The organism is Stenotrophomonas sp. C3(2023), from assembly GCF_032911385.1.
Lineage (GTDB): Bacteria > Pseudomonadota > Gammaproteobacteria > Xanthomonadales > Xanthomonadaceae > Stenotrophomonas.
On sequence record NZ_JAWJLO010000001.1, the window covers coordinates 902,050 to 923,224 of the forward strand.

Sequence of the window (21,175 nt, forward strand, 5' to 3'; positions counted from 1 at the left end):
CAGTCAACGCGCGGTGGGCGTATAGCGGGATTTTACCGAACTGAGGAAGCGGTAGGTGTTGGCAGCTGAATCGACCTCGAAACCGGTGCCGGCCTGCTCCATGCCCGGGCGGGTCATGGTCACACGGGCATCGGTGCGCGCTTTCTTGTCCTTCGGAAACACGTCCAGGTGGGTGGTACGGAACGTGGTGGGCGGCGTATTGCCGGTGGTCGGGCTGTCGCCGGAGACGTTGCCCTGCAGTTTCAGTTCATCGCCTTTGGGGCTGAGCCAGCCGGTATCGGCGCGCAGGGTCCAGTGCTGGCCCTGGTCATCAGGCATCTCGAACACCGGCGTGGCGATGGCCACGGTCTGATCGGCACGCGTGCGCTCCAGCTTGGGCGCACGCAGGGTGGTGGATTCCTTGCCCTGGTCGTCCAGTGCCACGATCTGGAAGTCGTGCAGCACGTAATCAGTGGTGCCATCGTCCACGGTCACCTCCAGTGGTTTCTGCCGCTCACGCAGCAGCGCCCAGCCACTGAGCAGCACAACCACCAGCAGGATGCCGCCAATGATGCTTCGGTTGTTCATGCGCCAAACTCCGCCAGTACGGCATCGATTCTGCCCTGCGCTGCCAGCAGTACATCGCACAGTTCGCGAGCGGCGCCGCGGCCGCCGGCGGCCCCTGTCTGCCAATGCACGCGCTCGGCCACCCACGGATGGGCGTCGGACGGCGCTACGGCCAGACCCACCTGGCACAGCGGTGCCAGGTCGGGCAGGTCGTCGCCGAGGAAGGCGACCTGGTCCAGCCCGATGCCGTGCTGGTCTGCCAACGCCTTGACGCTGGAGAGCTTGTCACCGACGGCGATCTGCGTGTCGATGCCCAGGTCAGCCCCGCGCTTGAGTGCCGACTGGCTGTTGCGCGCGGTGATCAGCACCGGATGGATGCCGTGCCGCTGCAGCAGTTTCAGGCCCAGACCGTCCTGCACGTAATACGCCTTGCTCTCGTTGCCGTCCCGGTCGTAGTAGAGCCGACCGTCGGTGAGCGTGCCGTCCACGTCGAAGCAGGCCAGGCGGATGCGGGCCGCAGTGGCATGCAGGTGGGTGGGGAAGGCGGGCAGCGGTGACCAGGGCATGGCAGGGTATCGGGTCCGGGTAGTGACTGAATGGGGGCTATTACCTTGGGTTAAACCACCCGCGCCCGCAACAGGTCATGAATGTTCAGCGCGCCGACCGCGCGGCCGGCGCCGTCAACGACGATCAGTCCATTGATTTTATGGGTTTCCATCAGGCGCGCGGCTTCCACCGCCAGCTGGTCGGCACCGATCGTACGCGGGTTGCGGGTCATCACCTCGGCAATGCTGGCGGTACGCACATCCAGTGCGCTGTCCAGCGCCCGGCGCAGATCGCCGTCGGTGAACAGGCCGATCAGGCGCTCGTGTGCGTCGACCACGGCGGTCATGCCCAGTCGCTTGCGGCTCATTTCCACCAGCGCCTGGCTCAGGCTGGCGCCCTCGTCGACCTTGGGCAGTTCCTCGCCGGTATGCATCACGTCGGTGATGTGCAGGAGCAGGCGGCGGCCGAGGCTGCCGGCCGGATGCGAGCGGGCGAAGTCATCGGCGGTGAAGCCGCGGGCATCGAGCAGGGCCACCGCCAGCGCATCGCCCATCGCCAGCGAGGCGGTGGTGCTGGAGGTCGGGGCCAGTGCCAGCGGGCAGGCTTCGGCCGGCACGCTCACGTCCAGATGCACGTCGGCGGCGCGGGCCAGAGTGGACTGCGGCCGGCCGGTCATGGCGATCAGCACATTGCCCTGGCGCTTGAGCACCGGCAGCAGCATCAGCAGTTCGTCCGACTCGCCCGAGTAGGAAAGGGCCAGCACCACATCGGCCTCGGTGATCATGCCGAGGTCGCCGTGACCGGCTTCACCGGGATGCACGTAAAAGGCGGGGGTGCCGGTGGAGGCCAGGGTGGCGGCGATCTTGCGTGCCACATGGCCCGACTTGCCCATGCCGGTGGCCACCACCCGCCCGCCGCAGCGCAGGATGTGCTGGCAGGCCTGCGCGAACGCCTCACCCAGGCGGCCACCCACGGCGGCAAGGGCCTGGCCTTCGATGTCGAACACCCGCTGGCCGCTGGCGACCAGGGCGGCCGGCTCGGCGGAGGAGGGGGGCAGGTTGGAATCGACCATGCGGACGCCACGCAGCGGAAGTAGAATGAGCCGACATTTTATTAGGAAAGCCCGTTGGACGCCGACACCATCCGCAATCTGATCGAAACCGGCCTGCCGGGCGCCCGCGCCGACGTGCAGGGCGACGATGGCGTGCACTTCGAAGCGACCGTGGTCTGCGAGGCCTTTGCCGGCAAGATGCCGCTGGCCCGTCACCGCATGGTCTACGCCACCCTCGGCGACCTGATGGGCGGTGCGATCCACGCGCTGGCACTGAAAACCGTGACCCCGGCCGAAGCCGGCTGACCCGAACAAGAATCCCATACATGGCCAAGATCGTTGTGACCGGCGGCAAAGCGCTGCACGGTGAAGTGAGCATTTCCGGCGCCAAGAACGCCGTACTTCCCATCCTCTGCGCCACGCTGCTGGCCGACGCGCCGGTGGAAATCACCAACGTGCCGCACCTGCACGACGTGGTGACCACGGTGAAGCTGCTGGGTGAGCTGGGCGCCAAGGTCACCATCGACCAGGGCACGCTGTCGCGCGGCAGTGCGATCGTGGTCGACCCGCGCTCGGTGAACCAGCATGTGGCCCCGTATGAGCTGGTCAAGACCATGCGCGCCTCGATCCTGGTGCTGGGCCCGCTGCTGGCCCGCCACGGCGCGGCCGAAGTGTCGCTGCCCGGCGGCTGTGCCATCGGCTCGCGGCCGGTGGACCAGCACATCAAGGGCCTGCAGGCACTGGGCGCGGACATCGTGGTGGAGAACGGCTTCATCAAGGCCACGGCCAAGCGGCTCAAGGGCGGTCACTTCACCTTCGACATGGTCAGCGTCACCGGCACCGAGAATGTGCTGATGGCTGCGGTGCTCGCCGAAGGCACCACCGTGCTGGACAACTGCGCGATGGAACCGGAAGTCACCGACCTGGCGCACTGCCTGATCGCGCTCGGCGCGAAGATCGAGGGCCTGGGCACCGCCCGGCTGGTGATCGAGGGCGTCGAGCGCCTGGAAGGTGGGCGCCACGAAGTACTGCCGGACCGCATCGAGACCGGCACCTTCCTGGTGGCGGCGGCGATGACCGGCGGCAAGGTCACCGTCAACCGTGCCCGCCCGGATACGCTGGACGCGGTGCTGGCCAAGCTGGTGGAAGCCGGTGCGCACATCGAGACCACCGCCGACTCCATCACCCTGGACATGCAGGGCAAGCGGCCCAAGGCGGTCAACCTGACCACCGCGCCTTACCCGGCGTTCCCCACCGACATGCAGGCCCAGTTCATGGCGCTCAACTGCGTTGCCGAAGGGGTCGGGGTGATCAACGAAACGATCTTCGAAAACCGTTTCATGCACGTCAACGAGCTGCTGCGTCTGGGTGCGGACATCCAGGTCGAAGGCCATACCGCCATCGTCCGCGGTGCCGAGCGTCTGAGCGGTGCGCCGGTGATGGCCACCGACCTGCGCGCTTCGGCATCGTTGATCCTGGCCGGGCTGATGGCCGACGGTGATACCACCATCGACCGTATCTACCACCTCGACCGCGGCTACGAGAACATCGAAGAGAAGCTGGGGTCACTGGGGGCCGGTATCCGGCGCATCGCATGATTCTGCGCGGCCGCTTCACCCGTCGCCGCAAGGCGTTGCTGGTGCTGGTGCTGATCGTGCTGGCGTGGCTGGGCTATGCCTGGTACGCCGGCATCGCCATCACGCAGGGCATCGAGCAGAAGGACATGGACTGGAACGGCGACGGCACGGTGACCCGTGATGAGATCCTGCAGTCGTTCTACGCGGTGGGCGTGACCGAAACCCAGGAAGGCAACCGGCACTGCCGCACCTTCGTCTGGCGCCGCAGCGGCGAACAGATCCGGGTCGATTGCCGCACGGTGTTCGGCGAGGCCAAGCCCGAATAAGGGGCACTGCCCGCCACCGTAGCGTCTGGTAGGTGACGACCGTTGGTCGTCACATCTCTGCGGCACCGCCGTGCTTTCGTAGCGCCCGGTGTCCGGCGTGCGCAACAGCGTGACGACCAACGGTCGTCACCTACCGGCTTCATCACGCGTTGGCTGCAGCCTCTGGTAGGTGACGACCGTTGGTCGTCACCCCGTATCGACCGGTCAACGTATCAATTCATCGACTTGATGGTCAGGTCGAGCGCGTCCTTGCCGCTCTCACGCTGCAGCAGGCGGGTCGGCACCGGGAACTCCGGCACGATCCAGGCCAGCAGTTCCTTGTTGCCGTCCACACGCGAGACCTTGGTCGCCTCGTAGTTGCGGCCGTTCACTGTTACCTGTTCCTTGCCGACCACGCGGTAGGTCATCTGCTTGATGCGGCCCTCATCGACCATGCGGTAGTTCAGCGGCCGGTTGGCGGCCACATCGCGGGCGATGGCCAGGTTGATCAGCAGCGCATCCATGTCACCGGCGCGCAGCGCCACCGGGCCACGGCGCTCCGGCTTCACATCGCCGGTCCAGGTGGCCTGGTTGCTGGTCCAGTTGTAGGTGGCCTGCACATTGCGACGCTTGACCAGCAGCACCGAGGTGTCTTCGCTGGTCAGCGGACGCAGGCGGTTGCCCGCTTCCTCGAAGACGGTGCTCTGGCGCAGGTCGGCAAGCTGATTCTTCACCTGCAGGCTGTAGCGCCATTTGCCACTGCCTTCGCTGGCCAGGGTCATGCTGCCGTTGGCCTGCATGCCCATGTAACTGGCCTGGTACTCGGCCTTGAACGGGGCCAGCGCCATGGCTGGCAGGCTGGTCAGGGTCAAGGCGGTGGCGGCGATCCAGGTGATCGGGCGGCTCAATACGGTCATCTCAGACTCCTTGGTATTCGATCAGGCGAAGATCGATGCGGTCTTCGCCGTCTTCACGTTGCAGGATGCGTACGGGCGTGGGAACGCCGTTGGCGATCCACAGAATGGTTTCGTCGTTGCCGCCATTGGTGCGGTGGACCCGCAGGGCGTTGTAGCTGAGCTCGCCCACGGCGACGTTTTCGGTTTCGGCGGCCGCCTGGTAGTCATGCTGGCGTACGCGGCCCACATCGACGTAGCGGTAATGCAGGCTCTGTCCGGGCCGCGCATCGCGCATCAGTGCAAGGTTCAGCAGCAGCGCGCTCTGGTCGCCCGGCTGCAGCGGGATCGGCTGGGTGCGTTCCTTTTTCAGATCGCCCTGCCAGCGCGCCGTGCCGGCCTGCCAGTCATAGGTGCCGGTGACTTTCTTGCCGAGGAACAGGCCTTTGCGCACCGTGCTCTGGCTCAGCGGCACGTATTGCCCGCCACGGTTCTCGAATACCGTGCTCTGTTCCAGGTTCAGCCCCAGCACGCTGGCAAAGCCGCGCCGGCCGATGACCTGCATGTCCACACGCCACTGCGCGCCGCCGGTGTGGGTGACGGTCATCACCGCATCACCGGCTTCCTTGCCCTTGTAGAAGGCCTGGTAGGTGGCAGTGAAGGGCTGCAGTGCGGGCGCCTCCCACGGCAGTTCGGACAACGCGGGCGGCGGTGCCTGCGTTGCCGCAGCCGGTGCAGGTGCAGCAGGCTGCTGGGCCGCCGCAGGCAGCATCAGCAGGGCACTCAACAGCAGGGCAGGACGGGACAGCGGCGTGGTCTTCATACCGGGCAGTGCAGAAGGGAGGGGGGAGGATGCCAGAACGCCGGTCAGTGGCGTGTGCAAGCCAGGCGCGTGTTCAGACGAGTACGCCTGTTGCCGAATCTAGAGTCAGCGGGCTAAACCGGGGATGACCGTCAACGACGATGCTGCCCTCGCGTTCAGCTGCGCGGCCGCTGGTCAACAGCTGCAGAGCGGCTATCAGCAGCGGATGCTCGACGCCGAGCACGCGGGCGGCGAGACGCTCGGGGGTGTCGTCGCTGTGCACGGGCACGCGCGCCTGCGCCAGCACCGTACCGGCGTCCAGCGCGGGCACGACGAAATGCACGCTGGCCCCGTGTTCGGCATCGCCGGCCTGCAGGGCGGCCGCATGGGTATGCAGGCCCTTGTGGCGGGGCAGCAGCGACGGATGGATGTTGATCAGGGTGCCGGCAAAGCGCGCCACGAACGGCGCGCCGAGGATGCGCATGTAGCCGGCGCAGACGATCCAGTCCGGGCGGGCCTGGGCAACGGCATCGGCCAGTGCGGCGTCGAAGTCGGCACGGCTGGCAAACGCTGCCGGTCGCGCTGACCAGCGCTGCGCCGCCGGCACGCGCTGCAGTGCCGGCGCATCGGGCCGGTCGGAAAACACGCCGACCACCCGGGCCGACAACTGACCGGCCTCGATCGCATCAAGAATGGCCTGCAGGTTGCTGCCACGGCCCGAGGCGAGGACGGCCAGACGCGCGCTCATGCCGACTCAGGCCACCGCGTTGGAAACAAACGCCTGCCTGACCTGCGGGCGCAGCAGTACGACCAGCGAGAACACACCAAGGATGGTGCCGATCGGGGTGACCAGGCAGGACAGGCCGGCCACCACCAGACACAGCGTGTGTCGACGACGTTGGGTCAGGCAGCGCCCGGCGTACGCCATGAAGCCGGCCAGGGTGAGCCCACCGAGCACCACGGCACCGCCCATGATGACGAAGATCCAGCCCATGTTCTGCGGGGCGAAGGGCGGCGGCGGGCCGTCTCCGGTTTCCATCGGCAGTGCGCCGTTGACGATGGCAAGGCCCATCACCACGTGCAGGATGAAGATCAGCGAGAACAGCCCGGTGATCGCCGCGACCACGTAGTGGCCGATGGCCAGCATCCGCAGCTGGTCGCTGTCCTGCGGGGTCAGCGACGGGACGCTGGGCGTGACCGGCGGCAGCGGCGGGGTGGCTTCCATGTCGTGCTCCTGTGCGTGCGTAGGCTCAGCCGATGTGGACGCGCTCGTCGCCAACGGCGACGGTCACCTGGCCGATCGTCCAGTGGTCCAGCGCCAGGTCCTTCAGCGCAGCGCCCACCGCAGCCACCTGGTCCGGCGCCACGATCAGCACGAAGCCGATGCCGCAGTTGAAGGTGCGCCACATCTCGGCATCGGCCACCGCGCCCTCGGTCTGCAGCCACTTGAACACCGGCGGCAGGGTCCAGCTGCTGGCGTCGATCTGCAGGCCGAGACCTTCAGGTACCACGCGGATGATGTTCTCGGTCAGGCCGCCGCCGGTGATGTGGGCCATGCCGTGGATGGCCGGACCGTGTGCCTTCAGCAGCGACAGCAGCGGCTTGACGTACAGGCGGGTCGGGGCCATCAGGGCGTCGACCAGCGCGGTGCCGTCTTCCAGCACGTGCGTGGCCGGCTGGCCTGCGCGGTCATAGATGCGGCGGATCAGCGAATAGCCATTGGAGTGCGGACCGGAGGAGGCGATGCCGATCAGCACATCGCCTTCGCGCACGGCAGCGCCGTCCTTGAGCTCGCTCTTTTCCACGCCGGCCACGGTGAAACCGGCCAGGTCGTACTCACCGGGGGCATACATGTCCGGCATTTCCGCCGTCTCGCCACCGATCAGCGCGCAGCCGGCCTCGGTGCAGCCGTTGGCAATGCCACCGACGACCGCTGCGGCGGTGTCGATGTCCAGCTTGCCGGTGGCGAAGTAATCCAGGAAGAACAGCGGTTCGGCGCCCTGCACCAGCACGTCGTTCACGCACATGGCCACCAGGTCGATGCCGATCGTGTCGTGGCGACCCAGCTGCTGGGCCAGCTTGAGCTTGGTACCCACCCCGTCGGTGCCGGAGACCAGCACCGGCTCGCGGTACTTGGCCGACAGGTCAAACAGCGCGCCGAAGCCCCCCAGTCCACCCATCACTTCGGGGCGGAAGCTGCGCTTGACCAGCGGCTTGATCCGCTCGACCAGCTCGTTGCCGGCATCGATATCGACACCCGCATCACGGTAGGTAAGGGGGGACGGGGCGGAAGACGGGCTGTTGGTCACGGGCGTCGGCGCTGGCAGGGTGAAAAAGCGATTTTAACAGGCCACGTTGGCGCACGGGCCGTATTCGCGCAACAATTCCCCCCGGATACGTCGAGCCCATGGAAATCCAGATGCCCCGCACCCTGTTAATGATCCTGCTTCTGGCGTTGTGCCTGCCCGGCACGACGCTGGCCCAGAGCGGCCTGCGCACCGAAGGTGACGTGGCCCAGGCCACGGGTGCCTATGAAGCCGAGGTGCCGGTGCGCGGCCAGGCCGAGAGCGACCGCAACGGCGGCATGGCCCGGGCGCTGGGCGTGGTGCTGGGCAAACTCTCCGGCGACCGCAACGTCACCGCGCGCCCGGGCGTGGCACAGGCGCTGCGCAATGCCAGCGATTATGTGCAGAGTTACGACTTCAAGCAGGACCAGGGCACGGCGGCCAACGGTGCGCCGAGCTTCCAGACCCTGCTGGTGGCCCGCTTCCGCCAGGACGACGTCGATGCGCTGGCCGCCGGCCTCGGGCTGCCGATCTGGCCGCAGCCGCGACCCAAGCCGGTGCTGTGGCTGGCCATCGACGATGGCAGCGGACCGCGGCTGGTGAGCGTGCAGCAGGCCAACGCGGTGCGCCCGGTGCTCAACCGCGCCATCGAGCGTGGCTACAAGCTCGGCCTGCCTACCGGCGGCGCCGCCGAGCAGGCGCTGGTAGGTGCGATCTGGCGCCAGGACACCGCAGCCGTCGCTCGTGCGTCGGCGCGCTACTCACCGCCCATGCAGCTGATCGGCAAGCTGTACCGTGCCGACAACGGCTGGAAGGCCGACTGGGTGTTCATCGACAACGGTCGCGAGCTGAACCGCTGGAGCACCAGTGATGGCAATGCGATGCGCGCGATGTCCGCCGGTGCCGATGGCGCGGCCGACGCGCTGGTGCGCCGCTACGCCAAGGCCGGTGCAGCGACCGGCCAGGCCGGCAGCTACCGCATCGTGGTGGGCGGCGTGGACAGCGCCGACGACTACCTGCGGCTGGTTTCGGGCCTGCGCGCAGTGCCGGTGGTGCGCAACATCACTCCCGTGCGTGCGCAGGGCAGCCAGCTGGAGCTGAGCCTGGACATGACCACCGGCCTGGCCGGCCTGAACCGCATGCTGGGCGACGGCGGGGTGATCGTGCCGAGCGCGGTGCCGTCGGCTGAACCCGCCGCTGAAGGGCAGCTGCCCACGGTCGGCAACGAGTACCGCCTGCGATGAACCTCACCCCTGAAGCCGAGATCGCCCAGTTCCTGCGGCGTCTGAAGTATTTTTTGATTGCGGGCCTGATCGGCTGGGTGATCCTGCTGTTGGGGCCGATTCTGACCCCGTTCGTGCTCGCCCTGGCGCTGGCCTGGCTGGGCGACCCGCTGGTCGACCGCATCGAGGCCACCGGCCGCTCGCGCAACACCGGCGTGATCCTGGTCTTTGTGGCCATGGTGCTGGGCATCACCGGGCTGCTGCTGATCCTGGTGCCGATGATCGAGCGGCAGATTTCCACGCTGGTGGCCGCCGCGCCGCAGGCGCAGGCCTGGGTGCTGGAAAAGGCCGTGCCGTGGTTCGAGCAGAAGACCGGCCTGGAAGTGATGCAGTGGCTGGACCCGGACCGGGTGATGGAATGGGTGCGCAGCCACTGGCAGCAGGCTGGCGGCGTGGCGCGTTCGTTCTTCGGCTATGTGCAGCGCTCGGGCTTTGCGATGGTCACCTGGGTGGTCAACATCGCCCTGCTGCCGATTCTGGCGTTCTACTTCCTGCGCGACTGGGACAAGCTGGTGGAGCGCGTTCGTTCGCTGATTCCGCGCAACCACGTACTGACCATCACCGCGCTGGCGCGGGAATCGGACGAAGTGCTCGGCGCCTTCATCCGTGGGCAGTTCCTGGTGATGGTGGCGCTGGGCATCTTCTACGCGGCCGGCATGAGCCTGGTCGGCCTCAAGCTCGGCCTGCTGATCGGCCTGATTGCCGGCCTGATCAGCTTCATTCCCTATCTGGGCGCCACCACCGGCATCGTGCTGGCAGTGCTTGCGGCACTGGTGCAGGCGCAGGGCGTGGACCTGAAGCTGCTGCTGTTGGTAGGGCTGGTGTTCGCTGCCGGGCAGCTGCTGGAAAGCTACGTGCTGACCCCGCGCATCGTCGGTGACAAGATCGGCCTGCATCCGGTGGCCGTGATCTTCGCGGTGATGGCCGGCGGCCAGCTGTTCGGCTTCCTCGGCATGCTGCTGGCCCTGCCGGTGGCGGCGGTAAGCAACGTGCTGCTGCGCTATGCGCACCAGCGCTACCGCGAAAGCGAGCTGTACGCGGGCGAGAAGCCGACCATCGTGCTGGACTCGTACATCGACAAGCCGACCATCGTGGTCGAAGCACCGAAGGGGCCCGACCTGCCGTGAGTGCGGTGCCGCAGCTGCCGTTGGCCTTGCGTTACCCGCAGGACCAGCGGCTGGAGAGCTTCATCGGTGCCCCGGACGGGGCACTGGCGCAGCTGCGCGCGATTGCTGTTGGTGCCAGCCAGGACTGGGTATACCTGGAGGGCGCGGCGGGTACCGGCAAGACCCACCAGGCGCTGGCCACCTGTTCCAGTGCCGAGCAGGCCGGACGCCTGCCGACCTACGTGCCCGTGCCGGCCGTGGCCGGTCGCCTGCAGGCGGTGCTGGAAGGGCTGGAACACCGCGACCTGGTGGCGCTGGACGGGCTGGACGCGATTGCCGGTTCGCGCGACGACGAAGTGGCGCTGTTCGATTTCCACAACCGTGCCCGCGCAGCTGGGGCGACCGTGCTGTACACGGCCCAGCATGCGCCGGCCGAGCTGGGCCTGCGGCTGCCGGACCTGCAGTCGCGGTTGGGCCAGTGCGTACGCGTGGTGCTGCAGCCGCTGGACGAGGAAGGTCGCGCTGCGGTGCTGCGCGAACGCGCGCAACGCCGCGGGTTGGCCATCGACGAGCCGGCGGTGGAGTGGCTGCTGTCGCATACCGGCCGCGAGCTGGGCGGCCTGATCACCCTGCTGGATTGGCTGGACCGCGAATCGCTGGCGGCCAAACGTCGGATCACGGTGCCGTTTCTGCGGCAGGTGCTGGAAGACGGTCGCCCACGCTACTGATGCACGACGCCGCGGTAGGTGACGACCGTTGGTCGTCACGGTGTTGGTTTCAAGCGCGTGACGACCAACGGTCGTCACCTACCGAGGGCGAGCGTCGACGCAGTTCGGCATCCAGCGCCTGCAGGCGCTCGACCGTGCCGATATCCGCCCAGCGTCCGTGATGATGCTGACCACTCACCCGATCGGCGGCCATGGCATGGCGCAGCAGCGGCGTCAGGCCGAACTTCGGCGGCGTGGCGGCCGCGCCTTCGGTGTCACCGATCACCTCGCGCCAGCCGTCGAGGATGGCCGGACGATACACGCCGACACCGGAATAGGTCAGCCGGGCTGCTTCGCCCTGGTCGCCGACACGGCCATCGGGCTGCAGGATGAAGTCACCCTGCGGGTGCTGCGGCGGATTGTCCACCAGCACCAGGTGCGCCAGCCCGGCCGGCTCGGTGGGCAGGGTGGCAAAATCCAGATCGGTCCAGATGTCCCCGTTCACCACGAGAAACGGTGCCTCGCCCAGCACAGGCAAGGCGTTGAGAATGCCGCCGCCGGTTTCCAGTGGGCCGGTGGTTTCGTGCACAAGGTGCAGTTGCAGACCCCATTGGCTGCCATCGCCCAGACGCGGGGCGAACTGTTCGGACAGCCAGGCCGTGTTGATCACCACCTCGCGCACCCCGGCAGCAGCCAGGCGCTGCAGATGCCAGACGATCAACGGCTTGCCACCGACGTCCAGCAGCGGCTTCGGTGTGTGCAGGGTCAACGGGCGCATGCGCTCGCCAAGACCGGCAGCAAAGATCAGCGCTTTCATCGTGCCATCGCCAGCGGTTCCGCGCGCTCCAGCAATGCGGGCTTGACCTGCTCGTCCAGCAGGCGGCGCAGCCCGTCCAGCTGCGGATAGCGCGGCAGCACTTCTTCCAGGTAGCCGATGAAACGCGGCACGTCGTCCAGGTAATGGCCCTTGCCGTCGCGGTAGCGCAGCCGGCTGAAGATGCCCAGGCATTTGACGTGGCGCTGGATGCCCATCCAGTCGGCATCGCGCAGGAAGATGCGGCGCTCGGGCACCGGCAGGCCCGCCGCCCTGGCACGTGCGTGATACTGCGCCAGCCAATCATCCACGCGCGCCAGCGGCCAGCTCAGAAACGCATCCTTGAACAAACTCACCGGGTCGTAGGCGATCGGCCCGCGCACCAGGTCCTGGAAATCCAGCACCGCCGGTCCGTCCACTACCGGCATCAGGTTGCGTGGCATGAAATCGCGATGGGTCAACAGCTGGGCCTGGCCCAGTGCGTTGTCCATCAGCCGGCGCTGTGCCAGCTGCAGACCTTCGACAGCGCCGCAGTCCAGCCGCAGGTCCAGGTGCCGCTGCAGGAACCATTCCTCGAACAGACCGGCATCCCGCTGCAGCAGCGCCTCGCCGAACTGGCCGAAGCCCTCCGGTACGGGTATCGACTGCAGGGTGATCAGCTGGTCGATGGCGCGGCCGAACCAGTCATCGGCATTGCGCTCGTCCAGCACCTTGGCCAGGGTCGGGCCACCCAGGTCCTCCAGCAACAGCAGGCCAGCATCCAGATCCTGTGCCAGCACGGCAGGCACGCGCAGCGCATGGGTGGCCAGCAGCTCGCGCATGCGCAGCCACGGACGCACATCTTCCAGCGCGGGCGGCGAGTCCATCAGGATGTGGCTGCGACCCCGTGAATGTACGCGCCAGTAGCTGCGGAACCCGGCATCGACCGAGGCGCGCTCGATGCTGGCGCTGTCGTCGCCCAGCTGGATGCGCGCCCAGTGCTGGCGCAGAGCGTGGCGCTGGGGGTCGGAGGCGGGATCGGTCATGCACGAAACTCCAGGCGCAGGCGCCGCAACGGAGGGAAAAAGCAGGGCGGTCAGCGGCGGCCGCTGATCAGCCGCAGCAGGGCAAGCACGCCTACCGCGCCGAGCACTGCGCCAACGAAGCCGGCGGGCTGACCGGGCGCGTACCAACCCATGTACTGGCCGAACCAGCCGGCAGCGAGTGCGCCGACGATGCCGAGCACGATGGTCAGCAGGCAGCCCATGCGGTTGTTGCCGGGCATGAAGAAGCGGCCGAGCAGGCCGACGAAAAAACCCACCAGCAGGATGTACAACCAGCTGTCGCTGCCGAACAGACCGTTCATGATGTTTCGTTGCCTTGAATGGGAAGACGCAGCCTGCCAACAGCAGGCTGCGTCCGTCCAGTGTCTGCGATCAGCAGCAGCCGTGGCCGCCGTGGCGGGTGCCGCTGTCGGCTGCCACCGGCGAGCCGCTGGTTTCACCGCGCAGGCTGGCTGCGTGGTGTTCGCTGATCACCTTGGACACGCACGCGGTGACTTTCTTGCCCATCGGAATGTGCAGGAACTCGTTCGGGCCGTGCGCGTTGGAGTGCGGGCCCAGCACGCCGGTGATCATGAACTGCGCACCCGGGAACTTCTCGCCGAGCATGCCCATGAACGGGATCGAGCCGCCTTCGCCCATGTACATGGCCGGCTTGCCGAAGAAGGTCTGGCTGGCCGAATCGATGGCCTGGGTCAGCCAGTCCGACATGGCCGGCGCGTTCCAGCCGCTGGAGGCCTTTTCCAGGTCCAGGGTCACTTCCGCGCCGTTGGGCGGATCGCGCAGCAGCGCCTCCTTGAGCAGCTCGCCGCACCGCTTGCCGTCGGCGGTGGGCGGCAGGCGCAGCGACAGCTTCACTGCCGTGTGCGGGCGCAGTACGTTGCCGGCCGACTCCAGCGGCGGCATGCCGCCGATGCCGGTCACCGACAGCGCCGGGCGCCAGGTGCGGTTGAGCACCAGCTCGGTGAGGTCCTCGCTCATCGGCTTGAGGCCGTCGACCAGCGGGAATTTGTCGAAGATCGCGGTATCGACCACATCGGCCGCGCGCTGGGCCTGCTGCAGGCGCTCGGCCGGGATCTCCACGTGCAGCCCGTCGAGCAGGATGCGGCCGGTGTCCTGGTCCTCGATGCGCGACAGCAGCTGGCGCAGCAGGCGGAAGCTGGAGGGCACCACGCCGGACGCATCGCCGGAATGCACGCCTTCGTTGAGCACCTTGACCGAGAAGTTGCCGCCGGTCAGGCCGCGCAGCGAGGTGGTGCACCACAGCTGGTCATAGTTGGCGCAACCCGAATCCAGGCAGACCACCAGCGAGGGCTTGCCGATGCGGTCAGCCAGATGGTCGACGTAGGCCGGCAGGTCGTAGCTGCCCGATTCCTCGCATGCTTCGATCAGGATCACGCAGCGTGCGTGCGGCAGGCCCTGCGCCTGCAGCGCCAGGATCGCGGCGAGCGAGCCGTAGATGGCGTAACCGTCGTCAGCGCCGCCGCGGCCGTACAGCTTGTCGTCGCGCAGCACCGGCTTCCACGGGCCCAGGTCGTCGTCCCAGCCGGTCATCTCCGGCTGCTTGTCGAGGTGGCCGTAGAGCAGCACGGTGTCATCACCGGTCTCGCTGCCGGTTGCCGGAATCTCCAGGAAGATCAGCGGGGTACGGCCTTCCAGGCGCACCACTTCAACGCTCAGACCCGGAATGTCCTGCGCCTTCGCCCAGGTCTCCATCAGCGAGACGGCCTGATCCATATAGCCGTTCTTGACCCAGTCGGCGTCGAACATCGGCGACTTGTTGGGGATGCGGATGTAGTCGACCAGCTGCGGGACGATCTCGCTGTCCCACTTTTCGTCGACGAATTGGCCGAGCTTGGCGCTGTCCATCTGATACTCCGGTTGCATTGGCTAAGCCCGCCATTCTACGCCGATGGGCGGGAGGGGCCGAGAGCGTCAGGGAGCTGAGGGCGGCGCGTTGTAGGAGTTTTCCTACAAGAGGTCGGGTATTTAGCTGGCTGTTAGGATCGGGCCTAGACGATAGTCTGTGTGCATGTGGTGACGGACGCTGTTCCCACCGACGGGATTGCCGGTCGGACTGTCCAGAATCACAAGGAGCATTACGTCGTGCCTGGGTGGATCGTGTTGCGGGTGCTGCTTGTGCTGGTGTTGATGGCGCTGTCTTACCGGACGGCCGCCGTGGACATCAACCATGCAGATGCCTCCGCACTGCAGCAGGGATTGACGATGGTAGGCCCGTCGCGGGCCGCCGCCATCGTCGAGCACAGGCGGCAGCATGGTCCTTTCCGCCGCGCCGAGGATCTGGCGCGTGTGAAGGGGATAGGGAAAGCCATCGTCGAACGGAATCGACAACGGATCACGCTGGGACGCATGAAGCGTTCCAACGAACCAGTACCAGGACCGGTACCGGTGCGGCCCGTACCCAGGCGCTGACATCAGGAACTGTCGGGCCGGCAGGATGCCGACCATCGCCCGCTGCGGGAGGCAGCAGGCACCGACCGGCGCACGGACGCGTCAACACGACACCAGGATGGTGGCATCACAGACCTGTGGAAGGGGCTGGGATAAACAAAGAGGGACATTCACGGCCTTTGCAGGATGCATGGCCGACCCCCGACCACGCAGGATGCGCGGGGGAAGGCTGGAGGCCGACAGGGACGTAACCGATGCCCGGCAAGACACATGGCTGTGTCGCCGGGCATTTTCTTTTGTGTCCGGTGCACACTAGGGGCATGGCCATCGATTCAATGCTGCAGGCGCCGACGCGCTGCATTGCCCATGCTGACTATCTGCGCGAACGCTGGCGCAACGGACTGGGCTGGACCCGGGAGATCCTGCGGCTGCCGGCGCAGGGCAGTGACTGGGTGCTGCGTCTGTCCATCGCCGAGATCGAGTGCGACGCGGCCTTCTCCACGTTTGACGGTGTCGAGCGTGAGCTGGTGCTGCTGCAGGGCGAGGGCGTGCGCCTGCGCTTTGCCGACGGCGCGGTCAGCGAGGTGCTGCCGCCTTATGGGCGGGTGCGCTTCGCGGGCGAGGCGCCGGTCCACGGTGAGCTGGTCGACGGTGTGACCCACGACTTCAATCTGATGTGGCAGCGCGACGTGCTCGATGCGCAGCTGCTGCATCGGCCGCTGGTCGGGCCGATGCATTTCTTTACCGAGCCCGGGGTGGCGTGGGCAATCCACCTGTTGGCCGGCCAGGCCGCGTTCGACGCTGGCACGGGATTGCCACCGCTGGCGGCCGGCGACACGGCCTGGCTTGCGGCTGGCGGACGTCAACGTTACAGCCTTGACGGCGGCGGCGAGCTGCTGGCGATCCGCGTCGCGGCCGCGCCTTGCGCGCGGGTGGCCGTTGAGCCGTCGTAGCGCCGACCCCACGGTCGGCAGCTCTCCGGTCAGATGACGCGGGCGCTGCCGCGCTGCGCGCGGAGCCGACCGTGGGGTCGGCTCTACCCGACCATCCGTCCGGTGGGTGACGAGGGTTGGTCGTCACGGCTTCTGCCTTGGGATCAGTACACGTCGCGGCGGTAGCGTCCGCTCAGCAGCAGGGCTTCCTTGCCCTGCGCACCCAGCACCTGCTCGATCACCGCGTCCACTGCCGGGGCCATGCCCTGCAGGCTGCCGCACACCAGTATGGTCGCGCCGTCGTGCACCCAGTGCCGCAGGCGCTCGGCCTCTGCCTGCAGGCGATGCTGGACATAGCGGTGCTCACCGCCGTCGCGGCTGAACACGGTATCCAGCCGCTCCAGCCGTGCCTCCCGGTGCAGCTGCTCCAGCTCACTGCGAAAGTGGAAATCGTGCTGCCGGGTGCGTTCGCCAAACAGCAGCCAGGTGCGTGCGCCGGCCGTGCTGGCGCGCTCGCGCAGGTGCGCACGCAGCCCGGCAATGCCGGTACCGTTGCCGATCAACAGCAGTGGTGTGCCCGGCGACACGCCGTGGAAGTTGGGATTGCGACGCACGCGCAGATCGACGATGCCACCCACCGCGACGTGGTCGCACAACCAGCCACTGGCAAGCCCGGGAGTGCCATCCGCTCTGCGCTGGCGACGCAGCAGCAGCTCAAGCGCACCATCGGCCATCACCGAGGCGATGGAGTATTCGCGATGCGGCAACGGCTGCAGTTGCTGCAGCAGGGCAGGCGGATCGTCCGCAGGCGCGTCGGGCAGGTGCGCGCTGGAAAGATGCTGGGCCAGCGTGATGCCATCGTCGTCCTGCCAGCTGCCATCGATGTCATGGCGCAGCAGCCACGCCTCGACGTGCGCCACAGGATGGCGTGGGCCCACTTCGGCGATGTCGCCGGCCTGCCACGGCGGCGTCTCACCCGGCGGCGGCTGCAGGCGCAGCCAGTACACCGGCCCGCCCACACTGCCGGGGTTGAGATGCTCACGCGCCAGCAGCCTCCATGGCTGGTACTGGGCCGGGCTCCAGTCGGGCTGCTCACTGGCGCTGCCGCCAAGCTGGCCCAGCAGCTGCTGCCAGTGGCGCAGGGTCGCCGGGTCGGCGTTGTCCAGTTCCACCGTATCGAACAGCGCGTGCGCGCCGTGCTGGCGCAGCCAAGCGTCCAGCTGGTGCCCGAACGCGCAGAAGTTGCCGTAGCTGCGGTCACCCAGCGCAAGCACGCCGTACTGCAGGTGATGCAGGGATGGCGCGGCCGACATCACGCGGCGCAGGAACGGCAAGGCGTGGTCGGGCGGGTCACCTTCGCCGCTGGTGCTGACGATGAACAGTGCGCGCTGCATGCGCGCGAGCAGCGGCCCGTCAACCTGGTGCAGGCTGCGCACGCGCACGGCCAGCCCGGTCTCGCGCAAGGTCTGTGCGCTGCGCTCGGCCAGCGCGAGCGCAAAGCCGGTCTGGCTGGCCCACACCAGCAGAAGCGGCGGATGCGCGCTGTCCACGGCTTCTGCGTGGCTGCGGCCCCGCCACCACACCGCCAGGCAAAAACCCGCGTACACCAGCAGCGCGGCCGATGCCAGCAGCCAGGCCGGCTGGCGCGGCGACGCCCACCACGCGGTATCGCCCAGGTGCAGACGCAGCAGCAGGGCGCCGATCACCAGCAGCGCCAGCATTACCAGCACGTTGCCCAGTGTGGCGCGCGAGGGCCTTGGGCTCATCGCAGCAGGGCCTCGAACGCCGGGCTGCGGGTTTCCTGCGGACCTTGCTCGCCGCGGTCGAGGAAGCGCGCCGCCAACTGCAGGCGCGTGGCCAGTGCCAGTCCGGCCGCACTGCCCAGCACGGTCAGTGCGGTGGCCCACGCGTCGGCCTGCATGGCGTCGGCCGCCACCACGGTGACCGCTGCCGCCGCGCGTTGCACCGGCATGCCGGTGCGCGGGTCGATGCTGTGACTCACGGCCTGACCCTCGTGCTGGTACTGGTGCCAGCGGTCGCCCGAGGTCGCTACCGCGTGTTCGTCCAGCGCCAGCACACACGGCGGGCCGGGGGTGGCCGCATCTTCCTCGGGCGCGGACTCGATCAGCACGCGCCAGGCACTGCCGTCGGGCTTGCGGCCGTAGCCGTAGAGTTCGCCGCCCACGTCGATCAGCGCGGCTGTTATGCCCTGCGCGCGCAGCCAGCGTGCTGCCTGGTCGACGCCAAAGCCCTTGGCGATGGCAGACAGATCCAGTTCCAGCCCGCCCGGCTGCAGCAGGGCATCGTCGCGCCACTGCAGTTTCTGCCAGCCACAGCGGGCCCGGGTGCTGGCCAGCGTGTCGGCGGCAGGCGCGCGACGCTCACCGGCCTGCGCGCCGAAGCCCCAGAGGGCAACCAGCGGCCCGACGGTGGGGTCGAAAGCACCCTCGCTGGCGGCAGCGATCGTCTGCGCACAGTCAAGCACCTGCCGCGTCTGCGCGGGCAAGGGAAGCCAGCTGCCTGCAGGCGCATGGTTGAAGCGGCTCAGGTCGGAGTCCGCTTCCCACGTGCTCATCTGTGCCACCACCTGATCCAGTTGTCCCTGGATGCCGGCGTGCAGCGGATGCAGGTCGCGCTGGCGCGGCGCCACCAGGCTTACGCTCCAGTGGGTGCCCATGGTGGTGCCGCCGAGGCGGGCGATGTCGAGCAAGGTATCGGTCATTGGGTCTTCAAGGTCGGCCGGGTGCCGGGCGCCCGGCCGACCGGTACGACATCACTGCGGCAGGACTTCCAGCGTAGCGACATAGCTCAGGCGGCGCTTGGCGGCCTGCTTGACCGAGGTCCTGTCGTCCTCGCTGGAGGTCTCCAGCCAGTACATGCCCGGCTCGCCCCAGGCGACACTGAACTCGCCCTTGGCATCGCTGCTGACCTTGAGCTCGTCCTGCGCATTGCGGTAGCGGGTGGCGCCGCGCACGATCTCCACGTCCAGACCAGCGGCGGGCTGGCCGTCAACCAGCAGGCGGAAGCGCGCGGTCTCGCCGGCGAACTGGTCATTGGGATGCGACAGTGCCACCAGCTCGATGCCGCGGTTGGTCGGCGCCAGTGCGGTGGCATTGGGGGCGCCGTTGGTCACGAAGGTTTCCACGCGGCCCACGCTCTGCGACAGCTGCACATTCTTCGCGTCCTTGGGCAGTTCGCCCAGCGTGGCCTCGCTGCCGCGCCAGCGCTTGCGCTCGCCGTTCTGCTCGTAGGTGGCGAACAGGCCGTCGTTGACCGAGGCGATGCGGTAGGTGCCCTGCTGCTTGAGCTCCACGTCGAACACGCTGCGGAACTTGCCGGTGGCACCGTTGCTGGGCTGCACGCGGCTGCCATCCGGGGCGGTGATCTGCAGCGATTCCAGGCGGATCGGCACGTGGTTGAAGTAGAACAGGTCATTGGAGACAGCCGCATCCACGGTGATCCACGGCGCATTGCCGGCCATGGTGGTCTGCGAGGGCAGCAGCCAGGCCTTGTGCGCCGAAGCGGTAAACGGAAGGGCAGCGGCCAGAACGGCGGCGAGGACAAGCGTGCGCTTCATGCGGTGAACTCCATGACGGATGGAAAGCGGTACAGCAGTGCGGGGTGCAACAGCGGCGTGGGCCATAGCGGCGTTCACGGACGGACCGACAGGGTCACTTCGCCCAGCTCGGTGCTGCCCTGGGCACGCCCGGTGGCAGCGGCCGGCCAGGTGAAGGGAATCTTCAGCAGTTCGCGGCCGCCGACTTCGCGCACGGCCTCGACCACCAGGGTGTAGTTACCCGGCGCGAGCTGCTTCAGCGGCGCCTGCTGCTGACCGAAGGACAGGGCATGCTTGCCCACTGGACGGGTCGGCCCGGTGATGCCGTCCACCGGCAGGTCCAGGGTGCGGCCACTCTTGCGCCACCACTGGCGCAGGTCGGGCAGCCATTTGGTGCCGTGGCCCTCGCTGTTGCGCGTCTGCTGGTACCAGACCGAGAGGTTGGCGGCGACCTGCTGGTCGGCACCCTCCACCCACACCGCCACATAGGGGCGGTGGTACTCGGCAGCGTTGATCTTCGGCACTTCGACGCTGATGTCGAGCGTGGCGGCGTAAGCCGGCGAGGTGGCCAGCAGGCCGCTCATGGCAATGGTCAGGGTCATACGCATGGGCGCATCCTTCAAAGGCGAGGGGGTCAATGGATCAGCAGCAGGGCAATGAGCAGCGGGATCATCAGGCCCAGCCCGACCAGGGGCCAGGTCATGCGCCGCTGCCGCGCATGCAGATGCAGCAGGAACAGGCCGGTAATGCAGAACACCAGACAGGCCACGGCAAACAGGTCAAGGAACCAGCCCCAGGCAGGGCCCGCGTTGCGTCCCTTGTGCAGATCGTTGAGATAGGAGATCGCACCGCGTGTGGTGGACTCGTACTCGACCGCGCCGGTCTGCCGGTCAATGCTCAGCCAGGCATCGCCGCCCGGACGTGGCAGCGACACATACAGCTCTTCGGCCGACCATTCTGCTGCGCGGCCGCCCAGCGAAATGTCCAGCTGGTCATCCAGCCAGCGCCGCACCGGCAGCGGCACGGGCGCGTTGCCGTCCTGGCGTTCGCCCAGCGCGGCGAGCACCGTAGACGGCATCTCCAGCTGGCGGTTGTCCACCGTTGGCGTCGCCTCGATCTTCGCGGCGTGGTTCAAGGTGATGCCGGTGGCCGCAAACAGCAGCATGCCGACCAGGCAGACCGCTGAACTGATCCAGTGCCACTGGTGCAGCGTGCGCAGCCAGAAACCACGGCTGGCCTGACGCTGGACGGAGGTGGCGGTGGATTCGGGCGACACGCAGGACTCGGCTCGGAGAGGGCGGAAAGCGAATTACAGCATTG

General features: G+C 67.8%; 25 protein-coding genes. 8 read left to right on the top strand and 17 right to left on the bottom strand.

The window, feature by feature from the left end; translation table 11 throughout:
* Positions 1 to 3 precede the first annotated feature (3 nt).
* From lptC to RZA67_RS03895, 3 genes are read right to left on the bottom strand one after another with little or no spacing between them, the layout of a single operon-like run.
* Positions 4 to 567 carry an LPS export ABC transporter periplasmic protein LptC gene (gene lptC, locus RZA67_RS03885; RefSeq protein ID WP_317211286.1) on the bottom strand — a complete coding sequence of 188 codons (564 nt, stop codon included), beginning with the start codon at positions 565 to 567 and terminating at the stop codon, positions 4 to 6.
* Complete coding sequence (locus RZA67_RS03890) at positions 564 to 1,112, bottom strand: HAD hydrolase family protein (protein WP_317211287.1); 549 nt, start codon at positions 1,110 to 1,112, stop codon at positions 564 to 566. The genes lptC and RZA67_RS03890 overlap by 4 nt, the downstream gene beginning before the upstream one ends.
* Before the next feature lie 50 nt (positions 1,113 to 1,162).
* Positions 1,163 to 2,164, bottom strand: coding sequence for a KpsF/GutQ family sugar-phosphate isomerase (locus RZA67_RS03895; RefSeq protein ID WP_317211288.1), 1,002 nt, complete (start codon positions 2,162 to 2,164; stop codon positions 1,163 to 1,165).
* Positions 2,165 to 2,218: 54 nt separating this feature from the next.
* On the opposite strand from RZA67_RS03895, the gene RZA67_RS03900 reads away from it, so the two are divergent.
* From RZA67_RS03900 to RZA67_RS03910, 3 genes are read left to right on the top strand one after another with little or no spacing between them, the layout of a single operon-like run.
* Positions 2,219 to 2,449 (top strand): BolA family protein, encoded by a 231-nt coding sequence (locus tag RZA67_RS03900; RefSeq protein WP_005408396.1) that lies wholly within the window; start codon positions 2,219 to 2,221, stop codon positions 2,447 to 2,449.
* A 20-nt stretch (positions 2,450 to 2,469) separates the two neighbouring features.
* Positions 2,470 to 3,741 carry a UDP-N-acetylglucosamine 1-carboxyvinyltransferase gene (gene murA / locus RZA67_RS03905; RefSeq protein WP_317211292.1) on the top strand — a complete coding sequence of 424 codons (1,272 nt, stop codon included), beginning with the start codon at positions 2,470 to 2,472 and terminating at the stop codon, positions 3,739 to 3,741.
* Complete coding sequence (locus RZA67_RS03910) at positions 3,738 to 4,046, top strand: EF-hand domain-containing protein (RefSeq protein ID WP_317211293.1); 309 nt, start codon at positions 3,738 to 3,740, stop codon at positions 4,044 to 4,046. The genes murA and RZA67_RS03910 overlap by 4 nt, the downstream gene beginning before the upstream one ends.
* 212 nt (positions 4,047 to 4,258) lie before the next feature.
* Here RZA67_RS03910 and RZA67_RS03915 read toward each other — a convergent pair whose 3' ends face one another.
* The 5 genes from RZA67_RS03915 to purM form a co-directional block, all read right to left on the bottom strand.
* Entirely contained in the window at positions 4,259 to 4,942 is a 684-nt protein-coding gene (locus tag RZA67_RS03915; protein WP_317211294.1) for a DUF3108 domain-containing protein, read from the bottom strand.
* A 1-nt stretch (position 4,943) separates the two neighbouring features.
* Positions 4,944 to 5,741: a DUF3108 domain-containing protein gene (locus RZA67_RS03920; RefSeq protein ID WP_317211295.1), complete on the bottom strand. Its 798-nt coding sequence runs from the start codon at positions 5,739 to 5,741 to the stop codon at positions 4,944 to 4,946.
* Between the two features lie 73 nt (positions 5,742 to 5,814).
* Complete coding sequence (gene purN / locus RZA67_RS03925) at positions 5,815 to 6,468, bottom strand: phosphoribosylglycinamide formyltransferase (RefSeq protein WP_317211296.1); 654 nt, start codon at positions 6,466 to 6,468, stop codon at positions 5,815 to 5,817.
* Positions 6,469 to 6,474: 6 nt separating this feature from the next.
* A complete protein-coding gene (locus tag RZA67_RS03930) occupies positions 6,475 to 6,945 on the bottom strand; it encodes a hypothetical protein (protein ID WP_317211297.1) in 471 nt (156 codons plus the stop codon).
* A 25-nt stretch (positions 6,946 to 6,970) separates the two neighbouring features.
* Positions 6,971 to 8,029 carry a phosphoribosylformylglycinamidine cyclo-ligase gene (gene purM, locus RZA67_RS03935; RefSeq protein WP_317211298.1) on the bottom strand — a complete coding sequence of 353 codons (1,059 nt, stop codon included), beginning with the start codon at positions 8,027 to 8,029 and terminating at the stop codon, positions 6,971 to 6,973.
* Positions 8,030 to 8,139: 110 nt separating this feature from the next.
* Between purM and RZA67_RS03940 the strand changes: the two genes are divergently transcribed.
* Genes RZA67_RS03940 through hda form a run of 3 tightly spaced genes read left to right on the top strand, consistent with a single transcriptional unit; the run spans position 8,140 to position 11,122 of the window.
* Positions 8,140 to 9,249: a DUF2066 domain-containing protein gene (locus tag RZA67_RS03940; protein ID WP_317211299.1), complete on the top strand. Its 1,110-nt coding sequence runs from the start codon at positions 8,140 to 8,142 to the stop codon at positions 9,247 to 9,249.
* A complete protein-coding gene (locus tag RZA67_RS03945; RefSeq protein ID WP_317211300.1) occupies positions 9,246 to 10,415 on the top strand; it encodes an AI-2E family transporter in 1,170 nt (389 codons plus the stop codon). The genes RZA67_RS03940 and RZA67_RS03945 overlap by 4 nt, the downstream gene beginning before the upstream one ends.
* A complete protein-coding gene (hda, locus tag RZA67_RS03950; protein ID WP_317211301.1) occupies positions 10,412 to 11,122 on the top strand; it encodes a DnaA regulatory inactivator Hda in 711 nt (236 codons plus the stop codon). Before RZA67_RS03945 ends, hda begins: the two co-directional genes overlap by 4 nt.
* A 49-nt stretch (positions 11,123 to 11,171) precedes the next feature.
* Here hda and murU read toward each other — a convergent pair whose 3' ends face one another.
* The 4 genes from murU to RZA67_RS03970 all read right to left on the bottom strand — a co-directional run bounded on the left by murU (position 11,172) and on the right by RZA67_RS03970 (position 14,824).
* The gene (murU, locus tag RZA67_RS03955; protein ID WP_317211302.1) at positions 11,172 to 11,918 is read right to left on the bottom strand and encodes an N-acetylmuramate alpha-1-phosphate uridylyltransferase MurU; all 747 of its coding nucleotides are present in this window, start codon (positions 11,916 to 11,918) and stop codon (positions 11,172 to 11,174) included.
* Positions 11,915 to 12,940 (bottom strand): phosphotransferase, encoded by a 1,026-nt coding sequence (locus tag RZA67_RS03960; protein WP_317211303.1) that lies wholly within the window; start codon positions 12,938 to 12,940, stop codon positions 11,915 to 11,917. The genes murU and RZA67_RS03960 overlap by 4 nt, the downstream gene beginning before the upstream one ends.
* Before the next feature lie 50 nt (positions 12,941 to 12,990).
* Positions 12,991 to 13,260, bottom strand: a complete 270-nt coding sequence (locus RZA67_RS03965; RefSeq protein ID WP_317211304.1) for a GlsB/YeaQ/YmgE family stress response membrane protein — start codon at positions 13,258 to 13,260, stop codon at positions 12,991 to 12,993.
* A 70-nt stretch (positions 13,261 to 13,330) separates the two neighbouring features.
* The gene (locus tag RZA67_RS03970) at positions 13,331 to 14,824 is read right to left on the bottom strand and encodes a M20 family metallopeptidase (protein ID WP_317211305.1); all 1,494 of its coding nucleotides are present in this window, start codon (positions 14,822 to 14,824) and stop codon (positions 13,331 to 13,333) included.
* A gap of 159 nt (positions 14,825 to 14,983) precedes the next feature.
* Between RZA67_RS03970 and RZA67_RS03975 the strand changes: the two genes are divergently transcribed.
* Together RZA67_RS03975 and RZA67_RS03980 are read left to right on the top strand one after the other, a co-directional pair.
* Positions 14,984 to 15,388, top strand: a complete 405-nt coding sequence (locus RZA67_RS03975) for a ComEA family DNA-binding protein (RefSeq protein WP_317211306.1) — start codon at positions 14,984 to 14,986, stop codon at positions 15,386 to 15,388.
* Between the two features lie 299 nt (positions 15,389 to 15,687).
* Complete coding sequence (locus RZA67_RS03980; protein WP_317211307.1) at positions 15,688 to 16,320, top strand: HutD family protein; 633 nt, start codon at positions 15,688 to 15,690, stop codon at positions 16,318 to 16,320.
* A 143-nt stretch (positions 16,321 to 16,463) separates the two neighbouring features.
* Here the strand turns inward: RZA67_RS03980 and RZA67_RS03985 are convergent, their stop codons facing one another.
* From RZA67_RS03985 to RZA67_RS04005, 5 genes are all read right to left on the bottom strand, one after another.
* Positions 16,464 to 18,065: a sulfite reductase subunit alpha gene (locus RZA67_RS03985; protein ID WP_317211308.1), complete on the bottom strand. Its 1,602-nt coding sequence runs from the start codon at positions 18,063 to 18,065 to the stop codon at positions 16,464 to 16,466.
* Positions 18,062 to 19,021 carry an FAD:protein FMN transferase gene (locus RZA67_RS03990; protein ID WP_317211309.1) on the bottom strand — a complete coding sequence of 320 codons (960 nt, stop codon included), beginning with the start codon at positions 19,019 to 19,021 and terminating at the stop codon, positions 18,062 to 18,064. The genes RZA67_RS03985 and RZA67_RS03990 overlap by 4 nt, the downstream gene beginning before the upstream one ends.
* 51 nt (positions 19,022 to 19,072) lie before the next feature.
* Positions 19,073 to 19,876 (bottom strand): DUF4198 domain-containing protein, encoded by an 804-nt coding sequence (locus RZA67_RS03995; protein WP_317211310.1) that lies wholly within the window; start codon positions 19,874 to 19,876, stop codon positions 19,073 to 19,075.
* Between the two features lie 74 nt (positions 19,877 to 19,950).
* The gene (locus RZA67_RS04000; RefSeq protein ID WP_317211311.1) at positions 19,951 to 20,463 is read right to left on the bottom strand and encodes a DUF2271 domain-containing protein; all 513 of its coding nucleotides are present in this window, start codon (positions 20,461 to 20,463) and stop codon (positions 19,951 to 19,953) included.
* A 26-nt stretch (positions 20,464 to 20,489) separates the two neighbouring features.
* Positions 20,490 to 21,131, bottom strand: coding sequence for a PepSY-associated TM helix domain-containing protein (locus RZA67_RS04005; protein WP_317211312.1), 642 nt, complete (start codon positions 21,129 to 21,131; stop codon positions 20,490 to 20,492).
* Positions 21,132 to 21,175: the final 44 nt, after the last annotated feature.

Coding starts and splice junctions, on each gene's coding strand:
- lptC (WP_317211286.1), bottom strand. CDS start 567: ATGAACAACCGAAGCATCATTGGCGGCATCCTGCTGGTGGTTGTGCTG.
- RZA67_RS03890 (WP_317211287.1), bottom strand. CDS start 1,112: ATGCCCTGGTCACCGCTGCCCGCCTTCCCCACCCACCTGCATGCCACT.
- RZA67_RS03895 (WP_317211288.1), bottom strand. CDS start 2,164: ATGGTCGATTCCAACCTGCCCCCCTCCTCCGCCGAGCCGGCCGCCCTG.
- murA (WP_317211292.1), top strand. CDS start 2,470: ATGGCCAAGATCGTTGTGACCGGCGGCAAAGCGCTGCACGGTGAAGTG.
- RZA67_RS03910 (WP_317211293.1), top strand. CDS start 3,738: ATGATTCTGCGCGGCCGCTTCACCCGTCGCCGCAAGGCGTTGCTGGTG.
- RZA67_RS03915 (WP_317211294.1), bottom strand. CDS start 4,942: ATGACCGTATTGAGCCGCCCGATCACCTGGATCGCCGCCACCGCCTTG.
- RZA67_RS03920 (WP_317211295.1), bottom strand. CDS start 5,741: ATGAAGACCACGCCGCTGTCCCGTCCTGCCCTGCTGTTGAGTGCCCTG.
- purN (WP_317211296.1), bottom strand. CDS start 6,468: ATGAGCGCGCGTCTGGCCGTCCTCGCCTCGGGCCGTGGCAGCAACCTG.
- RZA67_RS03930 (WP_317211297.1), bottom strand. CDS start 6,945: ATGGAAGCCACCCCGCCGCTGCCGCCGGTCACGCCCAGCGTCCCGTCG.
- RZA67_RS03940 (WP_317211299.1), top strand. CDS start 8,140: ATGCCCCGCACCCTGTTAATGATCCTGCTTCTGGCGTTGTGCCTGCCC.
- RZA67_RS03945 (WP_317211300.1), top strand. CDS start 9,246: ATGAACCTCACCCCTGAAGCCGAGATCGCCCAGTTCCTGCGGCGTCTG.
- murU (WP_317211302.1), bottom strand. CDS start 11,918: ATGAAAGCGCTGATCTTTGCTGCCGGTCTTGGCGAGCGCATGCGCCCG.
- RZA67_RS03960 (WP_317211303.1), bottom strand. CDS start 12,940: ATGACCGATCCCGCCTCCGACCCCCAGCGCCACGCTCTGCGCCAGCAC.
- RZA67_RS03965 (WP_317211304.1), bottom strand. CDS start 13,260: ATGAACGGTCTGTTCGGCAGCGACAGCTGGTTGTACATCCTGCTGGTG.
- RZA67_RS03970 (WP_317211305.1), bottom strand. CDS start 14,824: ATGGACAGCGCCAAGCTCGGCCAATTCGTCGACGAAAAGTGGGACAGC.
- RZA67_RS03980 (WP_317211307.1), top strand. CDS start 15,688: ATGGCCATCGATTCAATGCTGCAGGCGCCGACGCGCTGCATTGCCCAT.
- RZA67_RS03985 (WP_317211308.1), bottom strand. CDS start 18,065: ATGAGCCCAAGGCCCTCGCGCGCCACACTGGGCAACGTGCTGGTAATG.
- RZA67_RS03990 (WP_317211309.1), bottom strand. CDS start 19,021: ATGACCGATACCTTGCTCGACATCGCCCGCCTCGGCGGCACCACCATG.
- RZA67_RS03995 (WP_317211310.1), bottom strand. CDS start 19,876: ATGAAGCGCACGCTTGTCCTCGCCGCCGTTCTGGCCGCTGCCCTTCCG.
- RZA67_RS04000 (WP_317211311.1), bottom strand. CDS start 20,463: ATGCGTATGACCCTGACCATTGCCATGAGCGGCCTGCTGGCCACCTCG.